Below are 22156 nucleotides of genomic sequence, written 5' to 3'. Positions count from 1 at the left end.
CCTTCGGGCGGTTTTTTGTTGCAGGGCAGGTGAGGCGATCAGGCTCTGGGGTGGTGCTGGCCGTGCAGTGCCTTGAGCCGCTCGTTGGCCACGTGGGTATAGATCTGGGTGGTGGAGAGATCCGCGTGGCCCAGCAGCATCTGCACCACTCGCAGATCGGCGCCGTGATTGAGCAGGTGGGTGGCGAAGGCGTGACGCAGGGTGTGGGGGGAGAGCTCCCCCCTGATGCCGGCTCTCAGGGCATAGAGCTTGATGCGGTGCCAGAAGGTCTGGCGGGTCATCATCCTGGCCCGCTTGGAGGGGAACACCACGTCCGAGCTGGTGCCACCCAGCAGCAGGGTGCGCCCCTCCCGGTAGTAGCGCTCCAGCCAGTGCACCGCCTCTTCCCCCATGGGGACCAGGCGTTCCTTGTTGCCCTTGCCCACCACTCGCACCAGCCCCTGGCGCAGGCTGACGTGTTCGGCGGTCAGCCCCACCAGCTCGGACACCCGCAGCCCGGTGGCGTAGAGCAGCTCAAGCATTGCCTTGTCCCGCAGCTCCAGCGGGTCGTCCACCAGGGGCGCTTGCAGCAGCGCCTCCACCTCGGCTTCGCTCAGATCCGATGGCAGCTTTTTGGGGAGCTTTGGCCCCTCCAGCAGCACGGTGGGATCGTCGCTGCGCAGCTTCTCGCGATTGAGGTACTGGTAGAAGCGGCGCAGGGCCGAGAGGAAACGGGCCGTGCTGCTGGCCGCGAACTGATGGTCCACCCGCCAGGCGAGGTAGTGCTGGATGTCGTCCAGCCCCGCCAGCAGCAGGGAACCGCCTTGCTCATCGAGCCAGAGGGCAAATTTTTCCAGGTCGGTGCGATAGGAGCTGACCGTGTTGTCGGAAAGCCCCCGCTCCAGCCAGAGGGCGTCGAGAAACGGCTCGATCAGGGGATGGGATTCTGCTTTGCTCATGGTGCGCCGCGCTCAGGGAAACAGGTCGCCATTGTAACGTGCCGACCCACCCGGGCCGCAAGGCAAGGCTGCACATCCCCTCAGGCGGTGAAGAGCCCGGCGCAATCTGCTAGACTGGCGCCCTCCCCCCGGGCGCCGCTGTGCCGGTCACGCCCCTTGCCGACTGCGATCAAGAGAAGAGCGATGAAGATAGGTTTGTTTTATGGCTCCACCACCTGCTACACCGAGATGGCCGCCGAGAAGATCCGCGCCCTCATCGGCCCCGAGCTGGTCGATCTCCACAACATCAAGGATGTGCCCCTCGCCCGCATGCAGGAGTACGACATCCTGATCCTGGGCATCTCCACCTGGGACTTCGGCGAGCTGCAGGAGGACTGGGAATCTCGCTGGGAAGACATCGCCGACCTGCATCTGGAGGGACGCATCATCGCCCTGTTTGGCATGGGCGATCAGCTGGGCTATGGGGAGTGGTATCAGGATGCCCTCGGCCTGCTGCACGATCAGCTGGTCCCCAAGGGGGTCAAGCTAGTGGGCTACTGGCCCAACGAGGGGTACGAGTTTGACGCCTCCAAGGCGCTCATCGACGATGGCCGTCACTTCGTCGGGCTGGCCCTCGATGACGCCAACCAGTACGACCAGACCGAGTCCCGTATCGAGCAGTGGGTCGACCAGATCCTGAACGAGATCCACGAACTGCTCTGATCCTGATCGCCTGGATGTTCGACGACGCCAGCCAATGGACGACCAGACCGACCCCGCATCGAGCAGTGGGTCGACCAGATCCTGAGCGAGATCCACGAACTGCTCTGACCCTGATCGCCTGGATGTTCGACGACGCCGGCCAATGGACGACCAGACCGACCCCGCATCGAGCAGTGGGTCGACCAGATCCTGAGCGAGATCCATGAACTGCTCTGATCCTGGCCGCCTGGATGTTCGACGACGCCAGCCAATGGACGACCAGACCGACCCCGTATCGAGCAGTGGGTCGACCTCATATCAAGCGATCGCCATGAGCGGCGCCAACCTCCCCTGCCGGTAGCCTGCGCTCGGGCTGCCGGGCGCATAAATCGCACCGATTTTCTCGTTTGGTATCATCGGCTGACGCTATAGCGACTTTTTGCTTCTGGTCTGCAACAATGAGGTCGACACCCCATAACAACACAACGCCGGGTGTCGGAAGCAAACGGACAGACCAGAAAAGGATATTCTATGACTTCATTCTCCCTGTTGGCCCCCGCCATCGCCCGCGACGTGCTCGATCACGCGCTGGCGCTGGGTGCCGATTTCGCCGAGCTGTTTGTGGAGCGCAAGCGCCGCAGCCAGCTCAGCCTGCTCTCCAGCCAGATAGAGAACATCAGCGGTGGTCTCGACTTCGGTATCGGCGTTCGCCTGTGCTACGGCCACAAGGTGCTCTACGGCTACACCAACCTGGCCGATCGCAACGAGCTCTTGCGCATCGTTACCCTGCTGGCGGCCAAGGACAGGCGTGACCCCGTGGTCACCGTCACCGCCTTTGACTTCACCCGCCTGACCGACCGCAACCCGATCGCTCTGCCGCTGTCGGCCGACAAGCTGCTGGAGCAGAAGATCGCTTACCTGCATGCCATGGACGCTGCGGCCCGCGCCGAGAGCGACAAGGTGAGCCAGTTCTCGGGCAACGTGCTCGGCTGGGAGCAGGAGGTGGAGATCTTCAACAGCGAAGGGGTGCAGGTGAGCGATCGCCGCCACTACAACCGCATCATGGCCCAGACCATCGCCCTGGACGGGGGCGAGCAGAGCGTAGGTTATGAAGCCCCCGGTGCCATGAAGGGATGGGAGCATGCCGAGAGCATCGATCCCCGCGAGCTGGCTCTCACCGCCACCCGCCAGGCACTGGTGAAGCTGGGAGCCGCCCCCTGCCCGAGCGGCAAGCTGCCGGTCATCATGGAGAGCGGCTTTGGCGGCGTCATCTTCCACGAGGCGTGCGGTCACCTGCTGGAGACCACCTCGGTGGCCAAAAAGGCATCCGTGTTCCACGACAAGATGGGCCAGCTAATCGCCAACCCCGCGGTCAGCGCGGTGGACGAGGGCTTGCAGGGCAACGCCTGGGGCTCCATCAACGTCGATGACGAAGGGATGGCGACCCAGCACACCCAGCTCATCAAGGACGGCGTGCTGACCGGCTTCCTGGTGGACAGAATGGGGGCCCTTCGCACCGGCTACGCCCGCACCGGTTCCGGGCGCCGGGAATCCTACAAGTTCGCCCCCGCCTCCCGCATGCGCAACACCTATATCGAACCGGGCAACTACAGCCTCGACGACATGCTGGCAACCGTGGAACACGGCATCTATGCCAAGCGGATGGGGGGTGGCTCTGTGCAGCCCGGTACCGGCGAGTTCAACTTCAACGTGCAGGAGGCCTACCTCATCGAGGGGGGCAGGATCACCCGGCCCCTCAAGTCGGCCACCCTGATCGGCACCGGCCCGCAGGTATTGAAGGAGATCTCCATGGTGGGGCGCGATCTGGCCCTCTCCGCCGGCATGTGCGGCTCGGTCTCCGGCTCCATTCCCGCCTCGGTCGGCCAGCCGCCGCTCAAGGTTGACAATATCCTGGTCGGAGGGAACGCCTGATGAACATCCATGACACTCTGTGCGGTTCCATCTCCCGCCTCATTCGCGTTTCAGTCGGCCAGCCACCGCTCAAGGTTGACAATATCCTGGTCGGAGGGAACGCCTGATGAGCCAACTCGACATGAACCAACTGCTTGCCCGTCTGCTGGACCAGGTCGCCGATCTGGGTGCCGAGGCAGACGTCATCGCCAATCAGGAGAAGGCCTTCTCCCTCAAGGCCGACAAGGGCGAACTCAGTGAATACAAGGTCACAAGCAGCCAGCAGATCGGCATTCGCCTCATCAAGGAAGGCCGGGTCGGCATCGCCTATTCCGAGTCCCTCGACGCGTCGGCCCTGGACGCCATGGTGCAGGATGCGCTCGATGCGAGCCGCTTCGCCAAGGTGGACCCGGATCAGCGCATCACAGTGCAGCAGAGCAGGCTCATCACCGACTGCGCCGAGATACATCAGGCCGACACCACGGCGGTGGAAGAGAAGATCGCCCTGACCCTGCGCCTCGAGTCCGACATGCTGGCCCTGCCGGACGTGACCGGCGCCCCCTACAACGGCTTCTTCGAGGGGGAGAGCCGCTTCTGGCTTGCCAACAGCCAGGGCAGCGTCTGCGAACATCAGGAGTTCAGCGTCGGCTGCCACAGCTCCGCTCTCATCGAGCGAGAGGGCCGCCAGTCCATGCACTACCAGGGACAGTACGCACGGCGCTTCGACGAGTTGGAGAGCCAGCCTCTCATCCGCCAGATCCACGCCGTGGCCGATGGCCTGCTGATGGGTGAGGCGGTGCCGAGCGGTCGCTACAGCGTCATCTTCAGCACCCACTGCTTTGCCAGCCTGTTTGGCTGCTTCCAGTCCGCACTGTCTGGCAAGTGGGCCCAGCAGGGGATCAACCCCTGGCGCGACAAGCTGGGCCAAAGCGTGGCTTCTCGCTGGCTCACCCTGGAGAGTCGTGCCTATATGCCGGGGGGCATGAAGATCAAGGCGTTTGACGGCGAAGGGGCCGCCACTTCGGATCTCCTGCTCATCGGCGAGGGGGAGCTCAAGACCCTGCTGCACAACAGCGCCACCGCCCGCCACTTCGGCGTGACAAGCAACGGTGCAGCCGCCCGCAGTGCCCGCAGTGCCCTGGACGTGGCCCCTCGTCACCTGGTGTTCGGGCTCGGCCCCCACGGCGAGGCCGAGGTACAAAGCGGTGAGTACCTGGAGCTGGTCAAGCTGGACGGCCTGCACTCCGGGGCCGATGCGGTGAGCGGCGACTTCTCGTTCGGCGCCTCCGGCTTCCTCTGCCGAAATGGCGAGCGCGTGGCACCGGTACGCGGCATCACGGTGGCGGGCAACTTCTATCGTCTGCTCGGGGAGCTGGAAGCGGTCGGCAACCAGCTGCACCACGACGATGGCAAGGACTTCTATGCCCCGCTGATCCGCTTTGGCGGGCTCAGCATTGCCGGCAAATAAGAGGGGAGCCTTACTCGGCTCTTCCCCCTTCAAGCGGCGCCATCAGGCGCCGCTTTTTTTATCCATGGCGCCCCCCGACAGCCACTTCTAACCTCAAAGAGCCACCGACCGCGTTGGCCGGGAACTCTGGAGAATACGACGATGGACAACACCCTGGTCTGGGCCGACATTCCGACACGGGATCTGGATCGCGCCATGGACTTCTACTCGGCCCTGCTCGATGTGCAGGTCACCCCCATCCAGGAAGAGACCATGCGCTTTGCCATGCTGCGCCACGACGGCAGCAACGCGGCGGCCTGTCTCGGCCCCATGGACAAATATCACCAGCCCGGCGGTGCCGGTCCCCTCATCTATCTCTCCCTCGGTGACAGGCTGCAGGAAGCGGAACTGCTGGTCCCCCGGCTCGGCGGGCGGGTGCTGGAGCCTCTGCACAGCATCGGCAGTGGTCATGGCTCCCGGGTCATCATCGAGGATACCGAAGGCAACTGGCTGGCCCTCTATGCCCCACCGACCACCTGAGGAAGATGAAAGCTTCCTCGGGATACCCTCTGCCTGGTCACTCGCAGCCGGCCATAGCAAGGGCAATCCCTGGGTTGCCCTGTTTTGTCATTTAACCCACCAGAGTCGGGCTGCGTTGCAGCCACTCAAATAACACTCACATTCTCACTGACCGGGTCGATATTGGCAGTACAGGCCATGAAAAGTGGTTTCTACCTGCGAGCAAGACAATTTGGAGGTCTGCATGAAGCCAATCGTAGTAGCACTCACCTGCGCCAGCTTGGGTATATCGATGGCACAGGCGAGGTCGGCAACCAGTACTGGGCACATTACCTTCAGCGGAGCAATCGTTGAAGATGCCTGCCACATCAAGCAGCAACAGGATCGGGTGCAGGTCACCTGTCTCTCGGGTCCACAGCAAACGACAGATACCCTCAATCTGAGACAGTTGGCACAACAGTCGCCACAGCGTCTCGCCACCAACCAGGTTTCCTATCGGTGGATTGACTCGCGCCAAACCATGGCGATTATCACAATCAGCTACGAATGAACCTCACCAATCCCAGAAACAACAACGGCGACCTGATGGTCGCCGTTGTTGTTTAACTGCACTTGCCGGCCATTACGCCTCTGGATTGAGGCGGGTCGGGATGCCGGTACGCTGTTCCAGCACCTGCTTGACCACGTTGGAATCGCTGTCAGCATGGGCGATGAAGCGGGTGGTAGCCGGGGTCATGGGCAGCGGCACGGAGGCGGTGGAGTTGAACTCTTCCTCGGTGCGCGACAGCGGCTCGTGCACTTCCATGTAGCGACCGCCATCCGGCTCGACCGTGGTCTTGACCGGCTGGTTGACGAACTGGACGCGGGTGCCGACCGGCACGTGATCGAACAGGTACTTGATGTCGTCGGCGCGCAGGCGCACGCAGCCGCTGCTCACCCGCAGACCGATGCCGAAGGTGGCGTTGGTGCCGTGGATGGCGTACAGGTTGCCGATGTAGAGCGCGTGCAGGCCCATGGGGTTGTCCGGGCCGGCCGGCCAGACCGCGGGCAGGGTCTTGCCCTGGGCGGCGTAGCGGCGACGGATATTCTCGGTCGGGGTCCAGGTCGGGTTGGCACGCTTGCGCTCAACCTTGGTGATCCAGTTCTCCGGGGTGTTGACCCCGAGCTGGCCGATGCCGATGGGCAGCACATGCACCACGTTCTTGCCCTTCGGGTAGTAGTAGAGACGCATCTCCGCCACGTTGATGACGATCCCTTCGCGGGGAGCGTTGGGCAGGATCAGCTGATGGGGAATGATCAGCGTGCTGCCCGCCTTGGGCAGGTAGGGGTCGACGCCGGGGTTGGCTTCCATGATGTTGGTCAGACCCAGCTGGAAGTCGGAGGCGATCTGCTCCAGCGGACGGTTGTCTGCGGGCACCACGTATTCCTGGTTCTCACCGATCAGGCGGCTGTTGGCTGCAGGCAGCTGGTATTCAACGGCGGCGGCCTGCTGGCTGACCAGCGCCAGCGTACATAAAAGAGCCGAAGCGGCAATGCGAAGGGGATTCATAAAATTCCTGTATGGTTTCCTGTTCCTGTGGGCCTTTGCCCTGCTCATCATCGGTCTCTTGTGGGCCCGTCACCGGGGACCAACAACCGAGCGCGCATTCTTTCCCGAGCAGGGCAAAATTTCAACTTGGAGATGGTCTTTTTCGCCGAAAAGATCCATTTCACAGCCAACTCAGGGGCATCTTTCACCCCTTGCACTCTAGCAACCCCAGTCTGAGCGTAAAATGAACATGGCGCAGACATGCCAAGGCCGTCCCAAATTGCATGACGAGGCGGTCACGAGTACAATCTCGCACCCCGTATATCCGGAGTATCGAGTCACCTCCTGCTCCGATGTGCCCCCATCGGATGGCCGTGCGTCGAAGACGGTCGCGCCACCGATGAACCCACACGACGCCATCAGGTGGCGCCGTCCTGATTTGCAATCAGATAAAAGAGTCCAACATGTTCAGACCAGAATTGCTCTCCCCTGCCGGGACCCTCAAGAACATGCGCTACGCCTATGCCTATGGCGCAGACGCCGTCTATGCGGGCCAGCCGCGCTACAGCCTGCGGGTACGCAACAACGAATTCGATCACGAGAATCTGCAGCTCGGCATCAACGAGGCCCATGCCCTCGGCAAGCAGTTCTATGTGGTGGCCAACATCCAGCCCCACAACTCCAAGCTCAAGACCTTCATCCGCGACATGCGCCCCGTGGTGGACATGAAGCCGGATGCACTCATCATGTCCGACCCCGGCCTCATCATGATGATGCGCGAAGCCTTCCCCGACATGCCTATCCACCTCTCGGTGCAGGCCAACGCGGTCAACTGGGCCACGGTGAAGTTCTGGCATCAGATGGGACTGACCCGTGCCATCCTCTCCCGCGAGCTGTCTCTCGACGAGATCGAGGAGATCCGCATGCAGGTGCCGGAGATGGAACTGGAAGTCTTCGTCCACGGGGCGCTGTGCATGGCCTACTCCGGCCGCTGCCTGCTCTCCGGCTACATCAACAAGCGTGACCCCAATCAGGGCACCTGCACCAACTCCTGCCGCTGGGAGTACAAGGTGCACGAGGGCAAGGAAGATGACGTGGGCCAGATCGTCCACCGCCAGGAGCCCATCGCCGTGCAGAAGGTGGATCCGACCCTGGGCGCCGGCAAGCCGACCGATGCCCTGGTGCTGCTGGAAGAGTCCAACCGCCCGGGCGAGTTCATGACCGCGTTTGAAGACGAGCACGGCACCTACATCATGAACTCCAAGGATCTGCGCGCCGTCGAGCACGTCGAGCGCCTGACCAAAATGGGCGTTCATTCGCTGAAAATCGAGGGCCGTACCAAGTCCTTCTACTACTGCGCCCGTACCGCACAGGTCTATCGCAAGGCCATCGACGATGCGGTGGCTGGCCGTCCGTTCGATCCGACCCTGATGGGCACCCTCGAGAACCTGGCCCACCGCGGCTACACCGAGGGCTTCCTGCGCCGTCACAACCACAGCGAATACCAGAACTACGACTACGGTTACTCCGTCTCCGACACCCAGCAGTTCGTCGGCGAGATCACCGGTCGCAACGGTGACATGGTCGAGGTCGAGGTGAAGAACAAGTTCCTGCTGGGCAACAGCCTGGAGCTGATGACCCCCCAGGGCAACCTCAGCTTCAACCTGGAGCAGATGCAGAACCGCAAGGGCGAGCTCATCGACACCGCACCGGGCAACGGCCACGTGGTCTACGTGCCGGTACCCAAGGAGATCGACGTGAATTACGGCATCCTGCTGCGCAACCTCGGCGAGCGCGAGGATACCCGTCAACCTCACTCGGCGGCCTGAGATGGCACTGCTCATCACCGACAAGTGCATCAACTGTGACATGTGCGATCCGGAGTGTCCGAACCAGGCCATCACCCTGGGGAGCAAGATCTACGAGATAGACCCGGATCGCTGCACCGAATGCGTCGGCCACTATGAGAAGCCCACCTGCATCAGCGTCTGCCCTATCGACTGCATCATCTGGGATCCCGCCCATGTGGAGACCGAAGATCAGCTGATGGAGAAATTCGTGCGGATGCACAGGCAGTAGCTGTAGCACCTGCATCAGCGTCTGCGCCCCATGGACGGCATCCTCCGGGATCCCGTCCATAGGGTGGAAACCGAAGATCAGCTGATGGAAAAGTTTGTTCGGATGCACAGGCAGTAAGCCTGTATCAGCGTCTGCGCCCCATGGACGGCATCCTCCGGGATCCCGTCCATAGGGTGGAAACCGAAGATCAGTTGATGGAGAAGTTCGTGCGGATGCACAGGCAGTCAGCGTCTGACACTCGCGGGTGCATTATCCAGAAATAGAAAAAGCCGGGCATGCCCGGCTTTTTCTATTGCGCTGCCCTTCCCTCAGGGTTTGACCAGTTTTTGCAGCGCCTCGAGTTCGCGCTGGGCTTCCAGCAACTCGGCCTGGGACTCCTCCAGCTTGGACTGCTTCTTGGCAATCTTGTCCGGCTTGCCCGATACCCGTGCGCTCTGCAACTCGGCCAGCCGCTCTTCCACTTCTTCCCTCTGCTTGACCACCTTGCGTTGCTGCTCCTCAAGGAGCCCGGCATCGGTACAATGGGCCTCCAGGTTGCGCAGTGCCCGCTCAAGGCCGGCTACCTGCTCCTGATTGTTGTGCGCCCTGGCGAACGCAAGCTGATCCGTCACGGCCTGCTGTCTGGCCTTGCAGCCGATGTTTTCACTACCATAGGCTTGTCCGGCCAACAACAATAAGCCTATTCCGGCGATCTTCCACATAACAACCTCTTTGTTCTGTCATACTGGATGGCCGTCCATGAGACCTGACTCCCTGTGTGAGGTCAAGACACATGGGGCCGGGCTACGACAGAGTGTGCTCTGCATCATGCCGGGCCGCTTTCGCCGAGGCTACAATGGCCCTTTCAATCAGGAGAGCCACATGACCCAACACATTCTCATCATTGCCAACGGCGCCCCCTATGGCAGCGAGTCCCTGTTCAATGCCCTGCGCCTCGGCATCGCCCTTAAAGAGGAGGCGAAGGTAGACCTCAACCTCTTCCTGATGTCGGATGCCGTCACTGCTGCTCTGGCCGGGCAGGCTCCGGCCGAGGGCTACAACCTGCGCCAGATGCTGGAGATACTGCTGGCTCAGGGCACCCGGATCCGGCTTTGCAAGAGCTGCACCGATGCGCGCGGCATCACCCCGCTACCCCTTGTCGAGGGTATAGAGATAGGCACCCTCCCCTTGCTGGCTCAATGGACTCTGGCCGCCGACAAGGTGCTGACCTTTTAGCCGTCAGGGCCCGGCCCGGACCAGCGCAGTGCGCGAGGTCCGGGTACTCAGACCATAGAGCATCAGGATCACCAGGCAGAGCAGCGCCATCAGGGCATAAAGCCAGCTCCCGCCCCAGTGGGCCAGCACCCAGCCTCCCAGCAAGGCCCCCATGGCCACCCCGAGTCCGGAGATGGAGGCCGCCCCGAAATAGCTCCCCTTCAAATGACCAGGCGCCATCTGATCGATCAACACATTGAGCAAGGGGAAGAGGATGCACTCCCCGACGCTCAAGAGGATCACCGCCACTATCCAGTGCCACCAGATGGCGGTATCCCCCAGCGCAAACTGCAACTGGGCACCGAGAAAGAGCGCCACCCCGAGTTGCAGCTTGCGCCGCGTGGACCAGCGGGCAGTCAGGTGCAGCAGGGGGAACTGCAGCATCACTATGGTCAGCGCATTGGTCGTCACCAGCCAGCCGATGAGCCGCTCCACTTCCGGCGTCCCCGCGCGGGTCAGATACTGGATGAGGGGCGACTCGAACTGGGCATAGACCAGCATCAGCAGCAGATTGGCCATGATCAGCAGCAGAAACCCCCTGTCCTGCCAGAGCACCCGCAGCACGGCACGCATGCCGGGCCCGGCCGCCTGGCTGGTGTGGCAACCCGCCAGCCTGAACCCGATGACAAAGACCATGCCAAGCAGCAGATAGCTGGCACTGAGCAACAGGAAGGTCTCCTGACGCGCGCTCAGGCCATAGGTGACGCCGAGCAGAGGACCGATGGCCGCCCCCAGGTTGAGCAGGAAATAACGCAGGTGCAGCGCCAGCTCACGGGCTTTGGGCTCGGCCAGATTGTCGGCCATCAGTGCCTTGCCCGGTGAGTCGATGAGTCCGTAGGAGAGTCCGCTGCCGATCACCCCGAGTGCCAGCCAGCCCACCTGGTGGGAGAGGCCGAGCAGGGCCACACTGGCGGCGGACACCAGGCAGCCGAACAGCAGGATGTTGCGCCGCCCCCATTTGTCCGAGAGCCAGCCGCCATAGAAGCTGACAAGCGTGGAAAGCGCCGCCGTGGCCCCCAGGATCAGGCCTATCAGGGTCGCCGAAAGTCCGTAGTCACGGTAGAGCAGGATGGAGAGAAAGGGCCAGACCATGAAGAAGGTGGTACGCACCATGAAAGTGCCCAGGATGACGATCCAGACCAGGGAAGGAAACTGCCTGAGGTAGGCCCATGACATGCTGCAATTCCTTTTGCCAACGAAGCGGGGCCGTCCCTTATATCAAGGGGCGCCAAAAGGAACAAGGAGACAATCTGCGCCATGCCGGGCGACAGGCACAAAAAAGCCGACCCAAGGGTCGGCTCTTTCACATACGGCAGCCTTATTCGGCAGCCGGCTCTTCGACGGCAACGGCAGCAGGAGCAGCAGCCGCTTCTGTCGGTGCGTTCGCTTCCTTGATGGAGAGACGCACACGGCCCTGACGGTCCACTTCCAGTACCTTCACCTTCACCACGTCACCGATTTTCAGGAAGTCGGCCACGTTCTGCACGCGGGCATCGGTGATCTGGGAGATGTGCACCAGACCGTCTTTACCCGGCAGGATGTTGACGAAGGCGCCGAAGTCAGCCAGGCGCACGACCTTGCCTTCGTAGATGCGGTTCACTTCGATCTCGGCGGTGATGGCCTCGATGCGGCGGATCGCTTCCATGGCGGCTTCGTTGGCCACGGCGGAGATGCGAACGGTACCGTCATCATCCAGCTCGATGTTGGTGCCGGTCTCTTCGGTCAGGGCACGGATCACGGAACCACCCTTGCCGATCACGTCCTTGATCTTCTCAGGATTGATCTTGATGGTGTGGATGCGCGGTGCGAAATCGGAGATCTGGGCACGGGGAGCCTGGATAGCTTCGTCCATCACCTTCAGGATGTGCAGACGAGCGCCACGAGCTTGCTTCAGCGCAATCTCCATGATCTCTTTGGTGATGCCTTCGATCTTGATGTCCATCTGCAGCGCGGTCACACCTTCGCTGGTACCGGCTACCTTGAAGTCCATGTCGCCCAGGTGATCTTCGTCACCCAGGATGTCGGACAGCACGACGAAACCTTCTTCTTCCTTCACCAGACCCATGGCGATACCGGCAACGGAGGCCTTGATCGGCACACCGGCATCCATCAGCGCCAGGGAGGAACCACAGACAGACGCCATGGAGGAGGAACCGTTGGATTCGGTGATTTCAGAGACTACGCGCACCACGTACGGGAACTCGGCGGCGCTCGGCATCACGGCAGCAACGCCGCGCTTGGCCAGACGACCGTGACCGATTTCACGACGCTTCGGGCTGCCCATCATGCCGGTCTCGCCGACGCAGTAGGGCGGGAAGTTGTAGTGCAGCATGAAGCGATCGGCGCGGTTGCCGGTCAGCTCGTCGATGTTCTGGGCGTCACGCTCGGTACCCAGAGTGGCCACCACAATGGCTTGGGTTTCACCACGGGTGAACAGGGCAGAACCGTGGGCACGGGGCAGGATGCCGGTACCGACGGAGAGGGCGCGGATCATTTCCGGATCGCGACCGTCGATACGCGGCTCACCACGTACGACGCGACCACGGACGATGCGGCTCTCCAGGCTGTGGAACTCTTCGCCGATCTTCTTGGCATCTTCTTCCACGCCGGATGCGATGACTTGCTCGACCACGCGGCCCTTGATGGCAGCGATGGTTTCGTAACGAACAGCCTTCTCGGTGATACGGTAGGCTTCACCCAGTTCAGCTGTGGCCAGTTCGGCAACTTTGGCTTTCAGCGCTTCGTTGACGGCAGGCGGGGTCCAGTCCCAGGGCTTGGTACCGACGTCGGCAGCGAATTCATTGATGGCGTTGATCACGGTCTGCATCTGCTCGTGACCGTAGACCACGGCGCCCAGCATCACCTCTTCGGAGAGGATGGCCGCTTCGGATTCCACCATCAGCACCGCATTGGCAGTACCGGCAACCACCAGATCCAGATCGCTCTGGGGCAGTTCGGTGGTGGTCGGGTTCAGCACGTACTGGCCGTTCATGTAACCCACGCGGGCTGCACCGATCGGGCCGCCGAACGGGATGCCGGAGATGGCCAGGGCCGCGGAGGCACCGATCATGGCAACGATGTCGGGAGAAACGGCCGGGTTCACGGACATGACGGTGGCAACCACCTGAACCTCATTGAGGAAGCCTTCCGGGAACAGCGGACGGATGGGACGGTCGATCAGACGGGAGATGAGGGTCTCACCCTCGCTCGGACGGCCTTCACGACGGAAGAAACCACCCGGGATACGACCAGCAGCATAGGTACGCTCCTGATAGTTGACGGTCAGCGGGAAGAAATCACGGCCGTGATCGGCCTCTTTCTTGCCAACGACAGTCACGAAGACACAGGTATCGTCCATGCTGACCATAACGGCCGCAGTGGCTTGACGGGCCATCACACCGGTTTCCAGTGTGACGGTGTGTTGACCGTACTGGAATGACTTTACAATAGGATTCACGTGAATTTCCTTTTAACAATTTGGCGCTTTAAATTCGCGTGCAAGTATACTTGATTCGCATCAAAAGGTAAGCGCGGACGTCAATTCTGTGAGGCAGGCAACGGCCTGCATCCTGTTTGAAACGGGCAATAAAAAAGGGGAACCTCGCGGTTCCCCTTTTTTGCGAAATCTGATGGTCGATTAACGACGCAGACCCAGCTTGGCGATCAGAGCAGCGTAACGCTGAACGTCTTTACGCTTCAGGTAGTCCAGCAGCTTACGACGCTGGGAAACCATGCGCAGCAGACCGCGACGACCGTGGTGATCCTTGGCGTGCTCCTTGAAGTGACCTTGCAGATGGTTGATCTGGGCAGTCAGCAGGGCAACTTGCACTTCGGGGGAACCGGTGTCGTTGGCGCCACGAGCGTTGTCGGCAACGATTTGAGCTTTGATCTCAGCATTTAGAGACATGGTATTACTCCAGTAGAGTGTTTAAAGGTTCACAGCCAATCTCTAATTCAGCCGTGAAATGAGGGCGGTATCATAATCGTCCCCGCCCCTTTTCGCAACGGGAAAGACGCGTGACAGACCGATACCGCCTGAGGATCACTCCTCGTCGTGGTAGCGAACAAGACGCTTGGGCGCCACGCGCCCCTCGTCATCGATCTCGCCAACCCCGATGAATTCGCGCTCCGGGCCAACCGTCATGCGGACCTGGCCGCTTTGGGGGCTACCTGCCACCTGCACGGCCTGACCCTGGTTCACATAGGCGGCCACGGCGACCAGCATGTTCACCTCGGGCAGAGAGGCCACGGCGGTGTCCATCGGCAGCAACAGGGGATCCAGCTGCTCCCGTGGCGGAATGCTTTCGGCCTTGGCCTGCTCGAAGATACACTCGAGCTGCTCCAGGGTCAGCATCCGCTCGTAGGGGTAGCTCGCCACCTGGGTGCGACGCAGCTGGGTGACGTGAGCGCCACAGCCCAGCACTTCCCCCAGATCGTCCACCAGGGAACGGATATAGGTACCCTTGCTGCAATGCACTTCCAGCTTCACCTCGTTCCCCTCGAAGCCGAGCAGCTTGAGTTCGAAGATGGTGATGGGACGGGCTTCCCGCTCGATCTCGATCCCTTCACGGGCATATTCGTAGAGCGGACGGCCGTTGTGCTTGAGGGCGGAGTACATGGACGGCACCTGCATGATGGGGCCGCGGAACTGGTCCAGCGCCTCGATCAGGGTACCCACGGCCACGTTCACCGGACGGGTGGAGACCACCTCGCCGTCGGAGTCGCTGGTATTGGTGCGCTCGCCCAGCTTGGCGGTCACCTCATAGCGCTTGTCCGCTTCCAGCAGATACTGGGAGAACTTGGTGGCCTCCCCGAGGCAGATCGGCAACATGCCGGTGGCCAGGGGGTCCAGGGCGCCGGTATGGCCAGCCTTGGCGGCGTTGTAGATCCGCTTGACCTTCTGCAACACATCGTTGGAAGTCAGGCCGGTCGGTTTGTCCAGCAGCAGGATGCCGTGTACGTCACGGCCTTTGAAACGACGTCTACGAGACATCTCAGGCGTTATCCTCAGTCGTGTCATCCGGTGCGGATTGCTCTTCGTCACGACCGGCTTCAGTCATGCGACGCTTGTCTTCACGCACAGTGTTGGTCACCAGGTTGGAGAGGCGCATCCCCTCGACCAGGGTCTGGTCGTAGTAGAAACGCAGCTCGGGCACCACCCGCAGACGCATGGCGCTACCCAGCAGGCTGCGGATGTAACCGGCAGCCTCGGTCAGGCCCTTGAGCCCTTCCTTGATGCGCTCGGCGTCATTCTCCAGTTGCAAGAAGGTGACATAAACCTTGGCATAGTTGAGGTCCTTGGAGACCTCCACGTCGGAGACGGTCACCATGCCGATGCGCGGGTCTTTCACCTCGCGCTGCAGGATCAGCGCGATTTCACGCTGGATCTGCTGTCCGACCCGACGGGTCCGGCTGAATTCTCTGGCCATATTCTATCCTGCGATAAAAGGGGGCCGCGGCCCCCTATTTTGTCTAACTCTCGGCTTACAGAGTCCGTTGGATTTCAACGGTCTCGTACACCTCGATCTGGTCGCCTTCGCGCACGTCGTTGTAGTTCTTGACCGCGATACCACACTCGTAGCCGTTGCGAACTTCGTTGACGTCATCCTTGAAGCGGCGCAGGGATTCCAGCTCGCCTTCATAGATAACCACGTTGTCACGCAGAACGCGAATGCGGTTGGAACGCTTGACCACACCTTCGGTGACCATACAGCCAGCAACGGCGCCGAACTTCGGCGACTTGAAGACGCTACGCACTTCAGCCAGACCGATGATCTCCTGACGATACTCAGGAGCCAGCTTGCCGCTCATGGCCTGCTTCACTTCGTCGATCAGGTCATAGATGACGGAGTAGTAACGCAGATCCAGGCTCTCGGATTCGATGACCTTGCGCGCAGAAGCGTCGGCACGGACGTTGAAGCCCACCAGGATGGCGCTGGAAGCCGCGGCCAGGGTCGCGTCGGTTTCGGTGATGCCACCTACGCCGGAACCCACGATCTTCACCTTCACTTCGTCGGTGGAGAGTTTGACCAGGGCATCGCAGATCGCTTCCACAGAGCCTTGTACATCGGCCTTGATCACCACGTTCACTTCGGACACTTCGCCCTCGGTCATGTTGGCAAACATGTTTTCCAGCTTGGCCTTCTGCTGGCGGGCCAGCTTGACTTCGCGGAACTTGCCCTGACGGTAGAGCGCCACTTCACGGGCTTTCTTCTCGTCACGCACGACCGTGGCTTCGTCACCGGCAGAGGGAACGCCGGACAGACCCAGAATTTCCACTGGCAGAGAGGGACCTGCTTCCTTGATCTCGCGACCCAGTTCGTCACGCATGGCGCGCACCCGGCCGTACTCAAGACCACACAGAACGATGTCGCCCTGACGCAGAGTACCTTCCTGTACCAGCACGGTGGCAACCGGACCACGACCTTTATCCAGGAAGGATTCGATCACGACGCCGTTGGCCATGCCGTCAACCACCGCTTTCAGCTCCAGGACTTCAGCCTGGATCAGGATGGCTTCCAGCAGGTCGTCGATGCCTTCGCCAGACTTGGCGGAGACGTGCACGAACTGGCAATCGCCACCCCAGTCTTCGGACATGACGTTGTAACGGGCCAGCTCGGTCTTGACGCGATCCGGATCCGCTTCAGGCTTGTCGATCTTGTTCACCGCAACAACCAGCGGCACACCGGCCGCCTTGGCGTGCTGGATAGCTTCGATGGTTTGCGGCATCACGCCGTCGTCAGCTGCAACAACCAGAACAACGATGTCGGTCGCCTTGGCACCACGAGCACGCATGGAGGTAAACGCCGCGTGACCCGGGGTATCCAGGAAGGTGATCATCCCGCTGTCGGTCTGGACGTGGTACGCACCGATGTGCTGGGTAATGCCACCGGCTTCGCCCGCCGCGACCTTGGCTTTACGGATGTAGTCCAGCAGCGAGGTCTTGCCGTGGTCGACGTGACCCATGATGGTCACGACCGGCGCACGCGGCTTGGCTTCGGAGGTCTCGTCACGATCGGACAGTACCGCCTCTTCCAGCTCGTTCTCACGGCGCAGCACTACCTTGTGACCCATCTCCTCGGCGACCAGCTGAGCGGTCTCCTGGTCGATCACCTGGTTGATGGTGGCCATGGCACCCATCTTCATCATCACCTTGATGACTTCAACGCCCTTGACGGCCATCTTGTTGGCGAGCTCCGCCACTGTGATGGTCTCGCCGATGACGACGTCACGGTTGACCACGGCAGCCGGCTTGTTGAAGCCGTGTTTCATGGCGTTCGGCATGGCCATCTTGCCACGCTTGCCTTTGCGGGCACGCGGATCGCGGGAGTTGCGGTCATTGCGGTCGTCTTCGCGACGGCCGACTTTCTTCGGCGCCTTGGCAGCGGCAGCCGTGCGACGGCTGGTCTCTTCCTTACGATCCAACTCATCTTCGGCCGCTTGCGCGTGCTTGTTGGTGGTCAGATGGTAATCGCTGCTCTCTTTGGCGCGAGCCGCTTCTTCTTCAGCCCAGCGGGCCGCATTCTGTTCCGCCATGATGCGAGCCTCTTCGGCTTTCTTCGCGGCGAGTTCTTCAGCTTTTTGCAAAGCTGTCTGTTCCTGTTGGCGCTTCAGTTCTTCTGCTTCGCGCTTGGCCATCTTTTCTGCCTCTTGCTGAGCTGTGCTACCGGCTGCTTTGGCGGGCTGTTGAGCCTGTCGAGCCTTCTGTTGTGCCTCGATCCGCGCCTTTTCCTCAGCTTCACGACGAGCCTGCTCAGCCTCACGGCGAGCCTTCTCTTCAGCGTCGAGGCGGGCCTTCTCTTCGGCCTCGCGACGAGCTTTTTCTTCTGCTTCCAAACGCGCTGTTTCCTCGGCTTCCGCCTGGCGCTGTTCATCTTCCAGCGCCGAGCGTCTTACATAGGTGCGAGACTTGCGCACTTCTACCTGCACTTCCTTGTTCTTGCCACCAGTCCCCTGAACACTCAGAGTGCTCTTGGTCTTGCGCTGCAAGGTCATGCGAGCAGGTGCGGTGACCTCGTCACCTCCATGCTGTTTCTTCAGATGTGCCAGCAGAGTCTGTTTCTCAGACTCGCTGACCATGTCGTCGGCCTTGCTCTTCACGATGCCGGCATCGACAAACTGCTGGAGAAGACGATCAACCGGCGTGTCGATGTCAGTGGCAAGTTGCTTAACTGATACTTCTGCCATTCATTTTCCTCCGTTTGACCTTATTCAGACTGCTCTTCTCCGAACCAACAGATATTGCGAGCAGCCATAATGAGCTCACCAGCCTTCTCGGCGGTCAACTCTTCGATGTCGGCAAGGTCATCGATACCTTGCTCTGCCAAATCTTCCAGGGTGCCGACACCGCGAGCGGCCAGGGCATAGGCCATTTCACGGCCGAGGCCGGAGAGATTGAGCAGTTCTTCGGAAGGCTCGACGCCTTCAAAGGATTCTTCTTTGGCCAGGGCCTTGGTGGTCAGGGCATCCTTGGCACGCTTGCGCAGCTCTTCGACCATGTCTTCATCCAGACCGTCGATGGCCAGCAGCTCGTTGACCGGGACGAAGGCGATCTCTTCCAGAGTGGAGAAGCCCTCTTCCATCAGCAGGCCGGCGAAATCGTCGTCGATATCGAGGGTGCTGGTGAACAGCGTCAGGATGCGGTCGTTCTCGGCCTGGTGCTTGGCACGCATGTCCTCGACGGTCATCACGTTCAGTTCCCAACCGGTCAGCTGGGAGGCCAGACGCACGTTCTGACCGTTGCGGCCGATGGCCTGGGCCAGGTTGGCGGCTTCCACGGCGATGTCCATGGTGTGGTTGTCTTCATCAACGATGATGGAAGCCACATCGGCTGGCGCCATGGCGTTGATCACGTATTGGGCCGGGTTGTCATCGTACAGCACGATGTCGGCACGCTCACCGCTCAGCTCGGCGGAGACGGCCTGAACGCGGGCACCACGCATGCCGATACAGGCACCGATCGGGTCGATACGACGATCGTTGGTCTTGACCGCGATCTTGGCGCGGGAACCCGGATCACGGGCGGCGCCCATGATTTCGATCATCTCTTCGCCGATTTCCGGCACTTCGATGCGGAACAGCTCTTTCAGGAAGTCCGGGCTGGAGCGGCTGACGAACAGCTGGGAACCACGGGCTTCCGGACGCACGGCGTAGAGCAGGCCACGGATACGGTCGCCGGGACGGAAGGTCTCACGGGGCAGCATGTCGTCACGGAAGATCACGGCTTCGGCATTGCTGCCCAGATCCAGGATCACGTTGTCGCGGTTGCTCTTCTTGACCACGCCGCTGATGATGGTGCCTTCCTTGTCCTTGAACTGGTCAACGACCTGGGAACGCTCGGCCTCGCGCACTTTCTGCACGATGACCTGCTTGGCGGTCTGGGTGGTGATACGGTCGAAGGTCACAGAGTCAATCTGGTCTTCAACATAGTCGCCGATCTGGATATCCGGCTGCTCGATCTGAGCGGCTTCGAGAGTGATTTCCCCGTACGGGTTCTCCATGGAAGCCTGATCGGCCACCACGACCCAACGGCGATAGGTGTCATAGTCACCGGTCTTGCGATCGATCTCGACACGCACTTCAATCTCGCCTTCGTATTTTTTCTTGGTCGCAGTCGCCAGCGCAGTCTCCAGAGCCTGGAAAATCTTCTCGCGGGGGACAGCCTTCTCGTTGGACACAGCGTCAACGACCAGCAAAATCTCTTTATTCATATCCGATAGCCTCGTTAACCAAAGTTCGGCACTATGTTCGCTTTTTGGATATTGGTGAAAGCCAACACCTCGTCCTTACCATCTACCGTCAGAGTGATCATGTCCCCCTGCACGGCTTTGATTACGCCTTTGAACTTGCGGCGGTTGTTTGTTGCCATCCGAAGCGTTACCGCCGCCTCCTGGCCAACGTATTTTTCGAACTGGGCGACCTTGAACAGTGGACGATCCAGACCCGGGGAAGACACCTCAAGGTAGTACTCCTCGGTGATGGGATCTTCGACATCCATGATGGCGCCGACCTGGCGGCTCACCTCGGCACAGTCTTCCACCGTCACGCCTTGCTCCGAGTCGATGAAAACGCGCAAGGTCGAGTGCTTACCCGCACGGATAAACTCGATACCCCACAGTTCAAAACCCAAGGCAACGACCGGAGCCTCGAGCAGATCGGTCAAACGTTGTTCCAACGTAGCCAAAGTCACCCTCCGAAAAACGAAAAAAGGGCATATAGCCCAGATAGAAATAGATTCAGAGTAAATTGCACATAACAAAAAGCCCCGATGTCAAATCGGGGCTTGGCGCTTTACCCTGATTGTCGCCTCGCAGCGACCGCCTTCCTGAGCGTAGGAAATGCGTGAAATTTGGTTGCGGGGGCCGGATTTGAACCGACGACCTTCGGGTTATGAGCCCGACGAGCTACCATGCTGCTCCACCCCGCGTCCGAAATCGTGCGAGATTATAGCCACTTCACTCTCGTGAGACAAGACTCAGCGGCTATAACATCCCGGTTACCCGGGTTCACTGCTTAATTGGTGCCGTGGGCGGGACTCGAACCCGCACACCCTAGAGCACTACCCCCTCAAGATAGCGTGTCTACCAATTCCACCACCACGGCAAAACTCTTATTCGGGAACGTCAGTATCTTTCTTGACTGGCGCTTTGCTCTGCTCAACTTGTTGAGTCTGTTGCAGATTTTCCCATTCACTACCCTGTTTGACCTTGTTGCTGGACATGGAACCCAGAACCAGACTAATCAAGAAAAACAGAGTAGCCAAAATTGCTGTTGTGCGGGTCAGGAAACTGCCTGAACCACCGGAGCCGAATACAGTATTCGATGCCCCTGCGCCGAAGGAGGCGCCCATATCAGCCCCTTTACCTTGCTGAATCATCACCAGACCAATCAGAGCCAGCGATACCAGCAGATAAACGACCAAAAGAATCTCGTACATTTAACTTGCACCCTTTGCCGCTTCAACTATTCCTAAAAACGCCTCGCAATCAAGACTTGCCCTGCCTATCAGACCGCCATCAATATCGGGCTGCGCAAACAAATCTTGTGCATTGGCCGGTGTCACGCTCCCACCATAGATGATTCTTACTTTCTCACCTATTACCGGAGTATCCTCCGCCAAGCGACTGCGAATAAAGGAATGAACCTCTTGTGCCTGCTCGGGTGTGGCGCATTTACCTGTACCTACAGCCCAGATTGGCTCGTAGGCGATGATAGCATTATCGAAAGCCATCGCGCCATTTTTCTCTATGACGATGTCCAGTTCCTCGGCAATCACCTCAAAGGTTCTTCTTGCCTGCCTCGCCGCGCCTGACTCACCCAGACAAAGTATGGGTATCAGACCTGCTGCTCTGACTGCAGCAAACTTCTCTGCGACGATAAAACTGGTCTCACCAAAGAGACGCCTGCGCTCGGAGTGGCCAACAAGTACATATCGGCAACCTGCCTCAACCAGCATCTCACACGAGATTTCACCCGTATAAGCGCCCTGTCTGTGCTGGCTCACGTTCTGAGCCCCTAGCTTCACTCTTCCCTGCTCACCGAGCAGTTCGGCTGTGAAACCGAGATGCACATGGGATGTACACAAGACCACATCTACGTCTTCATCAATGCGCTCTGTGCACTGACTCGTAAACTGCTCTAACTGCGACCTACTACCGTGTAACTTCCAGTTGGCTGCTACAAACGGCTTGCGATGTCCCATCGGCAACTCCCTTGCGAAAGCGGGGCTGATAATATCCAGAGGATGCTCAGCTGACAAGTGCTATTTTCAAATTTTCGAATCGTTTGAACAAGATACAA

At 60.3% G+C, this 22156-nt stretch carries 22 protein-coding genes and 2 tRNA genes; 9 read left to right on the top strand and 15 right to left on the bottom strand.

Going from position 1 to position 22156, the window contains the following annotated elements:
* Positions 1 to 38: 38 nt before the first annotated feature.
* Positions 39 to 938 (bottom strand): site-specific tyrosine recombinase XerD, encoded by a 900-nt coding sequence (gene xerD, locus AB5Y70_RS03575; RefSeq protein WP_042014490.1) that lies wholly within the window; start codon positions 936 to 938, stop codon positions 39 to 41.
* A 183-nt stretch (positions 939 to 1121) separates the two neighbouring features.
* Here xerD and fldB point away from each other — a divergent pair, with 183 nt between their 5' ends.
* From fldB to AB5Y70_RS03545, 6 genes are all read left to right on the top strand, one after another.
* Positions 1122 to 1640, top strand: coding sequence for a flavodoxin FldB (gene fldB / locus AB5Y70_RS03570; protein WP_049636563.1), 519 nt, complete (start codon positions 1122 to 1124; stop codon positions 1638 to 1640).
* Positions 1641 to 2150: 510 nt separating this feature from the next.
* Positions 2151 to 3551: a TldD/PmbA family protein gene (locus AB5Y70_RS03565; RefSeq protein ID WP_049636564.1), complete on the top strand. Its 1401-nt coding sequence runs from the start codon at positions 2151 to 2153 to the stop codon at positions 3549 to 3551.
* On the top strand, positions 3551 to 3658 hold the full coding sequence (locus AB5Y70_RS03560) for a hypothetical protein (RefSeq protein WP_010673741.1): 108 nt from the start codon (positions 3551 to 3553) through the stop codon (positions 3656 to 3658). Before AB5Y70_RS03565 ends, AB5Y70_RS03560 begins: the two co-directional genes overlap by 1 nt.
* Positions 3658 to 4998: a TldD/PmbA family protein gene (locus tag AB5Y70_RS03555; protein WP_049636565.1), complete on the top strand. Its 1341-nt coding sequence runs from the start codon at positions 3658 to 3660 to the stop codon at positions 4996 to 4998. The genes AB5Y70_RS03560 and AB5Y70_RS03555 overlap by 1 nt, the downstream gene beginning before the upstream one ends.
* 141 nt (positions 4999 to 5139) lie before the next feature.
* Positions 5140 to 5517: a VOC family protein gene (locus AB5Y70_RS03550; RefSeq protein ID WP_043153219.1), complete on the top strand. Its 378-nt coding sequence runs from the start codon at positions 5140 to 5142 to the stop codon at positions 5515 to 5517.
* A 223-nt stretch (positions 5518 to 5740) separates the two neighbouring features.
* Positions 5741 to 6046 (top strand): type 1 fimbrial protein, encoded by a 306-nt coding sequence (locus AB5Y70_RS03545; RefSeq protein WP_174219044.1) that lies wholly within the window; start codon positions 5741 to 5743, stop codon positions 6044 to 6046.
* A 72-nt stretch (positions 6047 to 6118) separates the two neighbouring features.
* On the opposite strand, the gene AB5Y70_RS03540 is transcribed toward AB5Y70_RS03545, so the two are convergent.
* Positions 6119 to 7045: a L,D-transpeptidase family protein gene (locus AB5Y70_RS03540; RefSeq protein ID WP_041212511.1), complete on the bottom strand. Its 927-nt coding sequence runs from the start codon at positions 7043 to 7045 to the stop codon at positions 6119 to 6121.
* A gap of 443 nt (positions 7046 to 7488) precedes the next feature.
* On the opposite strand from AB5Y70_RS03540, the gene yegQ reads away from it, so the two are divergent.
* Together yegQ and AB5Y70_RS03530 are read left to right on the top strand one after the other, a co-directional pair.
* Entirely contained in the window at positions 7489 to 8853 is a 1365-nt protein-coding gene (gene yegQ, locus AB5Y70_RS03535; protein WP_010675357.1) for a tRNA 5-hydroxyuridine modification protein YegQ, read from the top strand.
* 1 nt (position 8854) lies between these two features.
* The gene (locus AB5Y70_RS03530; protein WP_010675358.1) at positions 8855 to 9103 is read left to right on the top strand and encodes a YfhL family 4Fe-4S dicluster ferredoxin; all 249 of its coding nucleotides are present in this window, start codon (positions 8855 to 8857) and stop codon (positions 9101 to 9103) included.
* A gap of 308 nt (positions 9104 to 9411) precedes the next feature.
* On the opposite strand, the gene AB5Y70_RS03525 is transcribed toward AB5Y70_RS03530, so the two are convergent.
* Positions 9412 to 9804 (bottom strand): DUF1090 domain-containing protein, encoded by a 393-nt coding sequence (locus AB5Y70_RS03525; protein ID WP_039041125.1) that lies wholly within the window; start codon positions 9802 to 9804, stop codon positions 9412 to 9414.
* A 160-nt stretch (positions 9805 to 9964) separates the two neighbouring features.
* Here AB5Y70_RS03525 and AB5Y70_RS03520 point away from each other — a divergent pair, with 160 nt between their 5' ends.
* Positions 9965 to 10318 carry a DsrE/DsrF/TusD sulfur relay family protein gene (locus tag AB5Y70_RS03520; protein ID WP_043153224.1) on the top strand — a complete coding sequence of 118 codons (354 nt, stop codon included), beginning with the start codon at positions 9965 to 9967 and terminating at the stop codon, positions 10316 to 10318.
* 3 nt (positions 10319 to 10321) lie between these two features.
* Here AB5Y70_RS03520 and AB5Y70_RS03515 read toward each other — a convergent pair whose 3' ends face one another.
* The 12 genes from AB5Y70_RS03515 to tpiA all read right to left on the bottom strand — a co-directional run bounded on the left by AB5Y70_RS03515 (position 10322) and on the right by tpiA (position 22058).
* Positions 10322 to 11533 (bottom strand): MFS transporter, encoded by a 1212-nt coding sequence (locus tag AB5Y70_RS03515; RefSeq protein ID WP_043153227.1) that lies wholly within the window; start codon positions 11531 to 11533, stop codon positions 10322 to 10324.
* Between the two features lie 142 nt (positions 11534 to 11675).
* Positions 11676 to 13814 carry a polyribonucleotide nucleotidyltransferase gene (gene pnp, locus AB5Y70_RS03510; RefSeq protein WP_029314766.1) on the bottom strand — a complete coding sequence of 713 codons (2139 nt, stop codon included), beginning with the start codon at positions 13812 to 13814 and terminating at the stop codon, positions 11676 to 11678.
* 180 nt (positions 13815 to 13994) lie between these two features.
* Positions 13995 to 14264, bottom strand: coding sequence for a 30S ribosomal protein S15 (gene rpsO, locus AB5Y70_RS03505; RefSeq protein WP_010675364.1), 270 nt, complete (start codon positions 14262 to 14264; stop codon positions 13995 to 13997).
* Between the two features lie 135 nt (positions 14265 to 14399).
* Positions 14400 to 15350: a tRNA pseudouridine(55) synthase TruB gene (gene truB, locus AB5Y70_RS03500; RefSeq protein WP_041215670.1), complete on the bottom strand. Its 951-nt coding sequence runs from the start codon at positions 15348 to 15350 to the stop codon at positions 14400 to 14402.
* Between the two features lies 1 nt (position 15351).
* Entirely contained in the window at positions 15352 to 15786 is a 435-nt protein-coding gene (rbfA, locus tag AB5Y70_RS03495; RefSeq protein ID WP_010675366.1) for a 30S ribosome-binding factor RbfA, read from the bottom strand.
* Positions 15787 to 15841: 55 nt separating this feature from the next.
* Positions 15842 to 18544 carry a translation initiation factor IF-2 gene (infB, locus tag AB5Y70_RS03490; RefSeq protein ID WP_043153231.1) on the bottom strand — a complete coding sequence of 901 codons (2703 nt, stop codon included), beginning with the start codon at positions 18542 to 18544 and terminating at the stop codon, positions 15842 to 15844.
* 20 nt (positions 18545 to 18564) lie between these two features.
* Positions 18565 to 20067, bottom strand: coding sequence for a transcription termination factor NusA (gene nusA, locus AB5Y70_RS03485; protein WP_039040286.1), 1503 nt, complete (start codon positions 20065 to 20067; stop codon positions 18565 to 18567).
* A gap of 14 nt (positions 20068 to 20081) precedes the next feature.
* Complete coding sequence (gene rimP, locus AB5Y70_RS03480; protein WP_010675370.1) at positions 20082 to 20540, bottom strand: ribosome maturation factor RimP; 459 nt, start codon at positions 20538 to 20540, stop codon at positions 20082 to 20084.
* A 166-nt stretch (positions 20541 to 20706) separates the two neighbouring features.
* Positions 20707 to 20783: transfer RNA gene (locus AB5Y70_RS03475), tRNA-Met, on the bottom strand.
* A 91-nt stretch (positions 20784 to 20874) separates the two neighbouring features.
* A tRNA-Leu gene (locus tag AB5Y70_RS03470) sits at positions 20875 to 20959 on the bottom strand.
* A gap of 7 nt (positions 20960 to 20966) precedes the next feature.
* Complete coding sequence (gene secG / locus AB5Y70_RS03465; RefSeq protein ID WP_010633113.1) at positions 20967 to 21293, bottom strand: preprotein translocase subunit SecG; 327 nt, start codon at positions 21291 to 21293, stop codon at positions 20967 to 20969.
* Entirely contained in the window at positions 21294 to 22058 is a 765-nt protein-coding gene (tpiA, locus tag AB5Y70_RS03460) for a triose-phosphate isomerase (RefSeq protein ID WP_043153232.1), read from the bottom strand.
* Positions 22059 to 22156: the final 98 nt, after the last annotated feature.

The organism is Aeromonas sp. s1(2024) (assembly GCF_040908005.1).
In the GTDB taxonomy this organism is placed as follows: Bacteria; Pseudomonadota; Gammaproteobacteria; order Enterobacterales; family Aeromonadaceae; genus Aeromonas; species Aeromonas caviae.
The sequence above is the reverse complement of the archived record's forward strand: the minus strand, read 5'-3'. Positions and strand labels throughout refer to the sequence as shown.

Coding starts and splice junctions, on each gene's coding strand:
- xerD (WP_042014490.1), bottom strand. CDS start 938: ATGAGCAAAGCAGAATCCCATCCCCTGATCGAGCCGTTTCTCGACGCC.
- fldB (WP_049636563.1), top strand. CDS start 1,122: ATGAAGATAGGTTTGTTTTATGGCTCCACCACCTGCTACACCGAGATG.
- AB5Y70_RS03565 (WP_049636564.1), top strand. CDS start 2,151: ATGACTTCATTCTCCCTGTTGGCCCCCGCCATCGCCCGCGACGTGCTC.
- AB5Y70_RS03560 (WP_010673741.1), top strand. CDS start 3,551: ATGAACATCCATGACACTCTGTGCGGTTCCATCTCCCGCCTCATTCGC.
- AB5Y70_RS03555 (WP_049636565.1), top strand. CDS start 3,658: ATGAGCCAACTCGACATGAACCAACTGCTTGCCCGTCTGCTGGACCAG.
- AB5Y70_RS03550 (WP_043153219.1), top strand. CDS start 5,140: ATGGACAACACCCTGGTCTGGGCCGACATTCCGACACGGGATCTGGAT.
- AB5Y70_RS03545 (WP_174219044.1), top strand. CDS start 5,741: ATGAAGCCAATCGTAGTAGCACTCACCTGCGCCAGCTTGGGTATATCG.
- AB5Y70_RS03540 (WP_041212511.1), bottom strand. CDS start 7,045: ATGAATCCCCTTCGCATTGCCGCTTCGGCTCTTTTATGTACGCTGGCG.
- yegQ (WP_010675357.1), top strand. CDS start 7,489: ATGTTCAGACCAGAATTGCTCTCCCCTGCCGGGACCCTCAAGAACATG.
- AB5Y70_RS03530 (WP_010675358.1), top strand. CDS start 8,855: ATGGCACTGCTCATCACCGACAAGTGCATCAACTGTGACATGTGCGAT.
- AB5Y70_RS03525 (WP_039041125.1), bottom strand. CDS start 9,804: ATGTGGAAGATCGCCGGAATAGGCTTATTGTTGTTGGCCGGACAAGCC.
- AB5Y70_RS03520 (WP_043153224.1), top strand. CDS start 9,965: ATGACCCAACACATTCTCATCATTGCCAACGGCGCCCCCTATGGCAGC.
- AB5Y70_RS03515 (WP_043153227.1), bottom strand. CDS start 11,533: ATGTCATGGGCCTACCTCAGGCAGTTTCCTTCCCTGGTCTGGATCGTC.
- rpsO (WP_010675364.1), bottom strand. CDS start 14,264: ATGTCTCTAAATGCTGAGATCAAAGCTCAAATCGTTGCCGACAACGCT.
- truB (WP_041215670.1), bottom strand. CDS start 15,350: ATGTCTCGTAGACGTCGTTTCAAAGGCCGTGACGTACACGGCATCCTG.
- rbfA (WP_010675366.1), bottom strand. CDS start 15,786: ATGGCCAGAGAATTCAGCCGGACCCGTCGGGTCGGACAGCAGATCCAG.
- infB (WP_043153231.1), bottom strand. CDS start 18,544: ATGGCAGAAGTATCAGTTAAGCAACTTGCCACTGACATCGACACGCCG.
- nusA (WP_039040286.1), bottom strand. CDS start 20,067: ATGAATAAAGAGATTTTGCTGGTCGTTGACGCTGTGTCCAACGAGAAG.
- secG (WP_010633113.1), bottom strand. CDS start 21,293: ATGTACGAGATTCTTTTGGTCGTTTATCTGCTGGTATCGCTGGCTCTG.
- tpiA (WP_043153232.1), bottom strand. CDS start 22,058: ATGGGACATCGCAAGCCGTTTGTAGCAGCCAACTGGAAGTTACACGGT.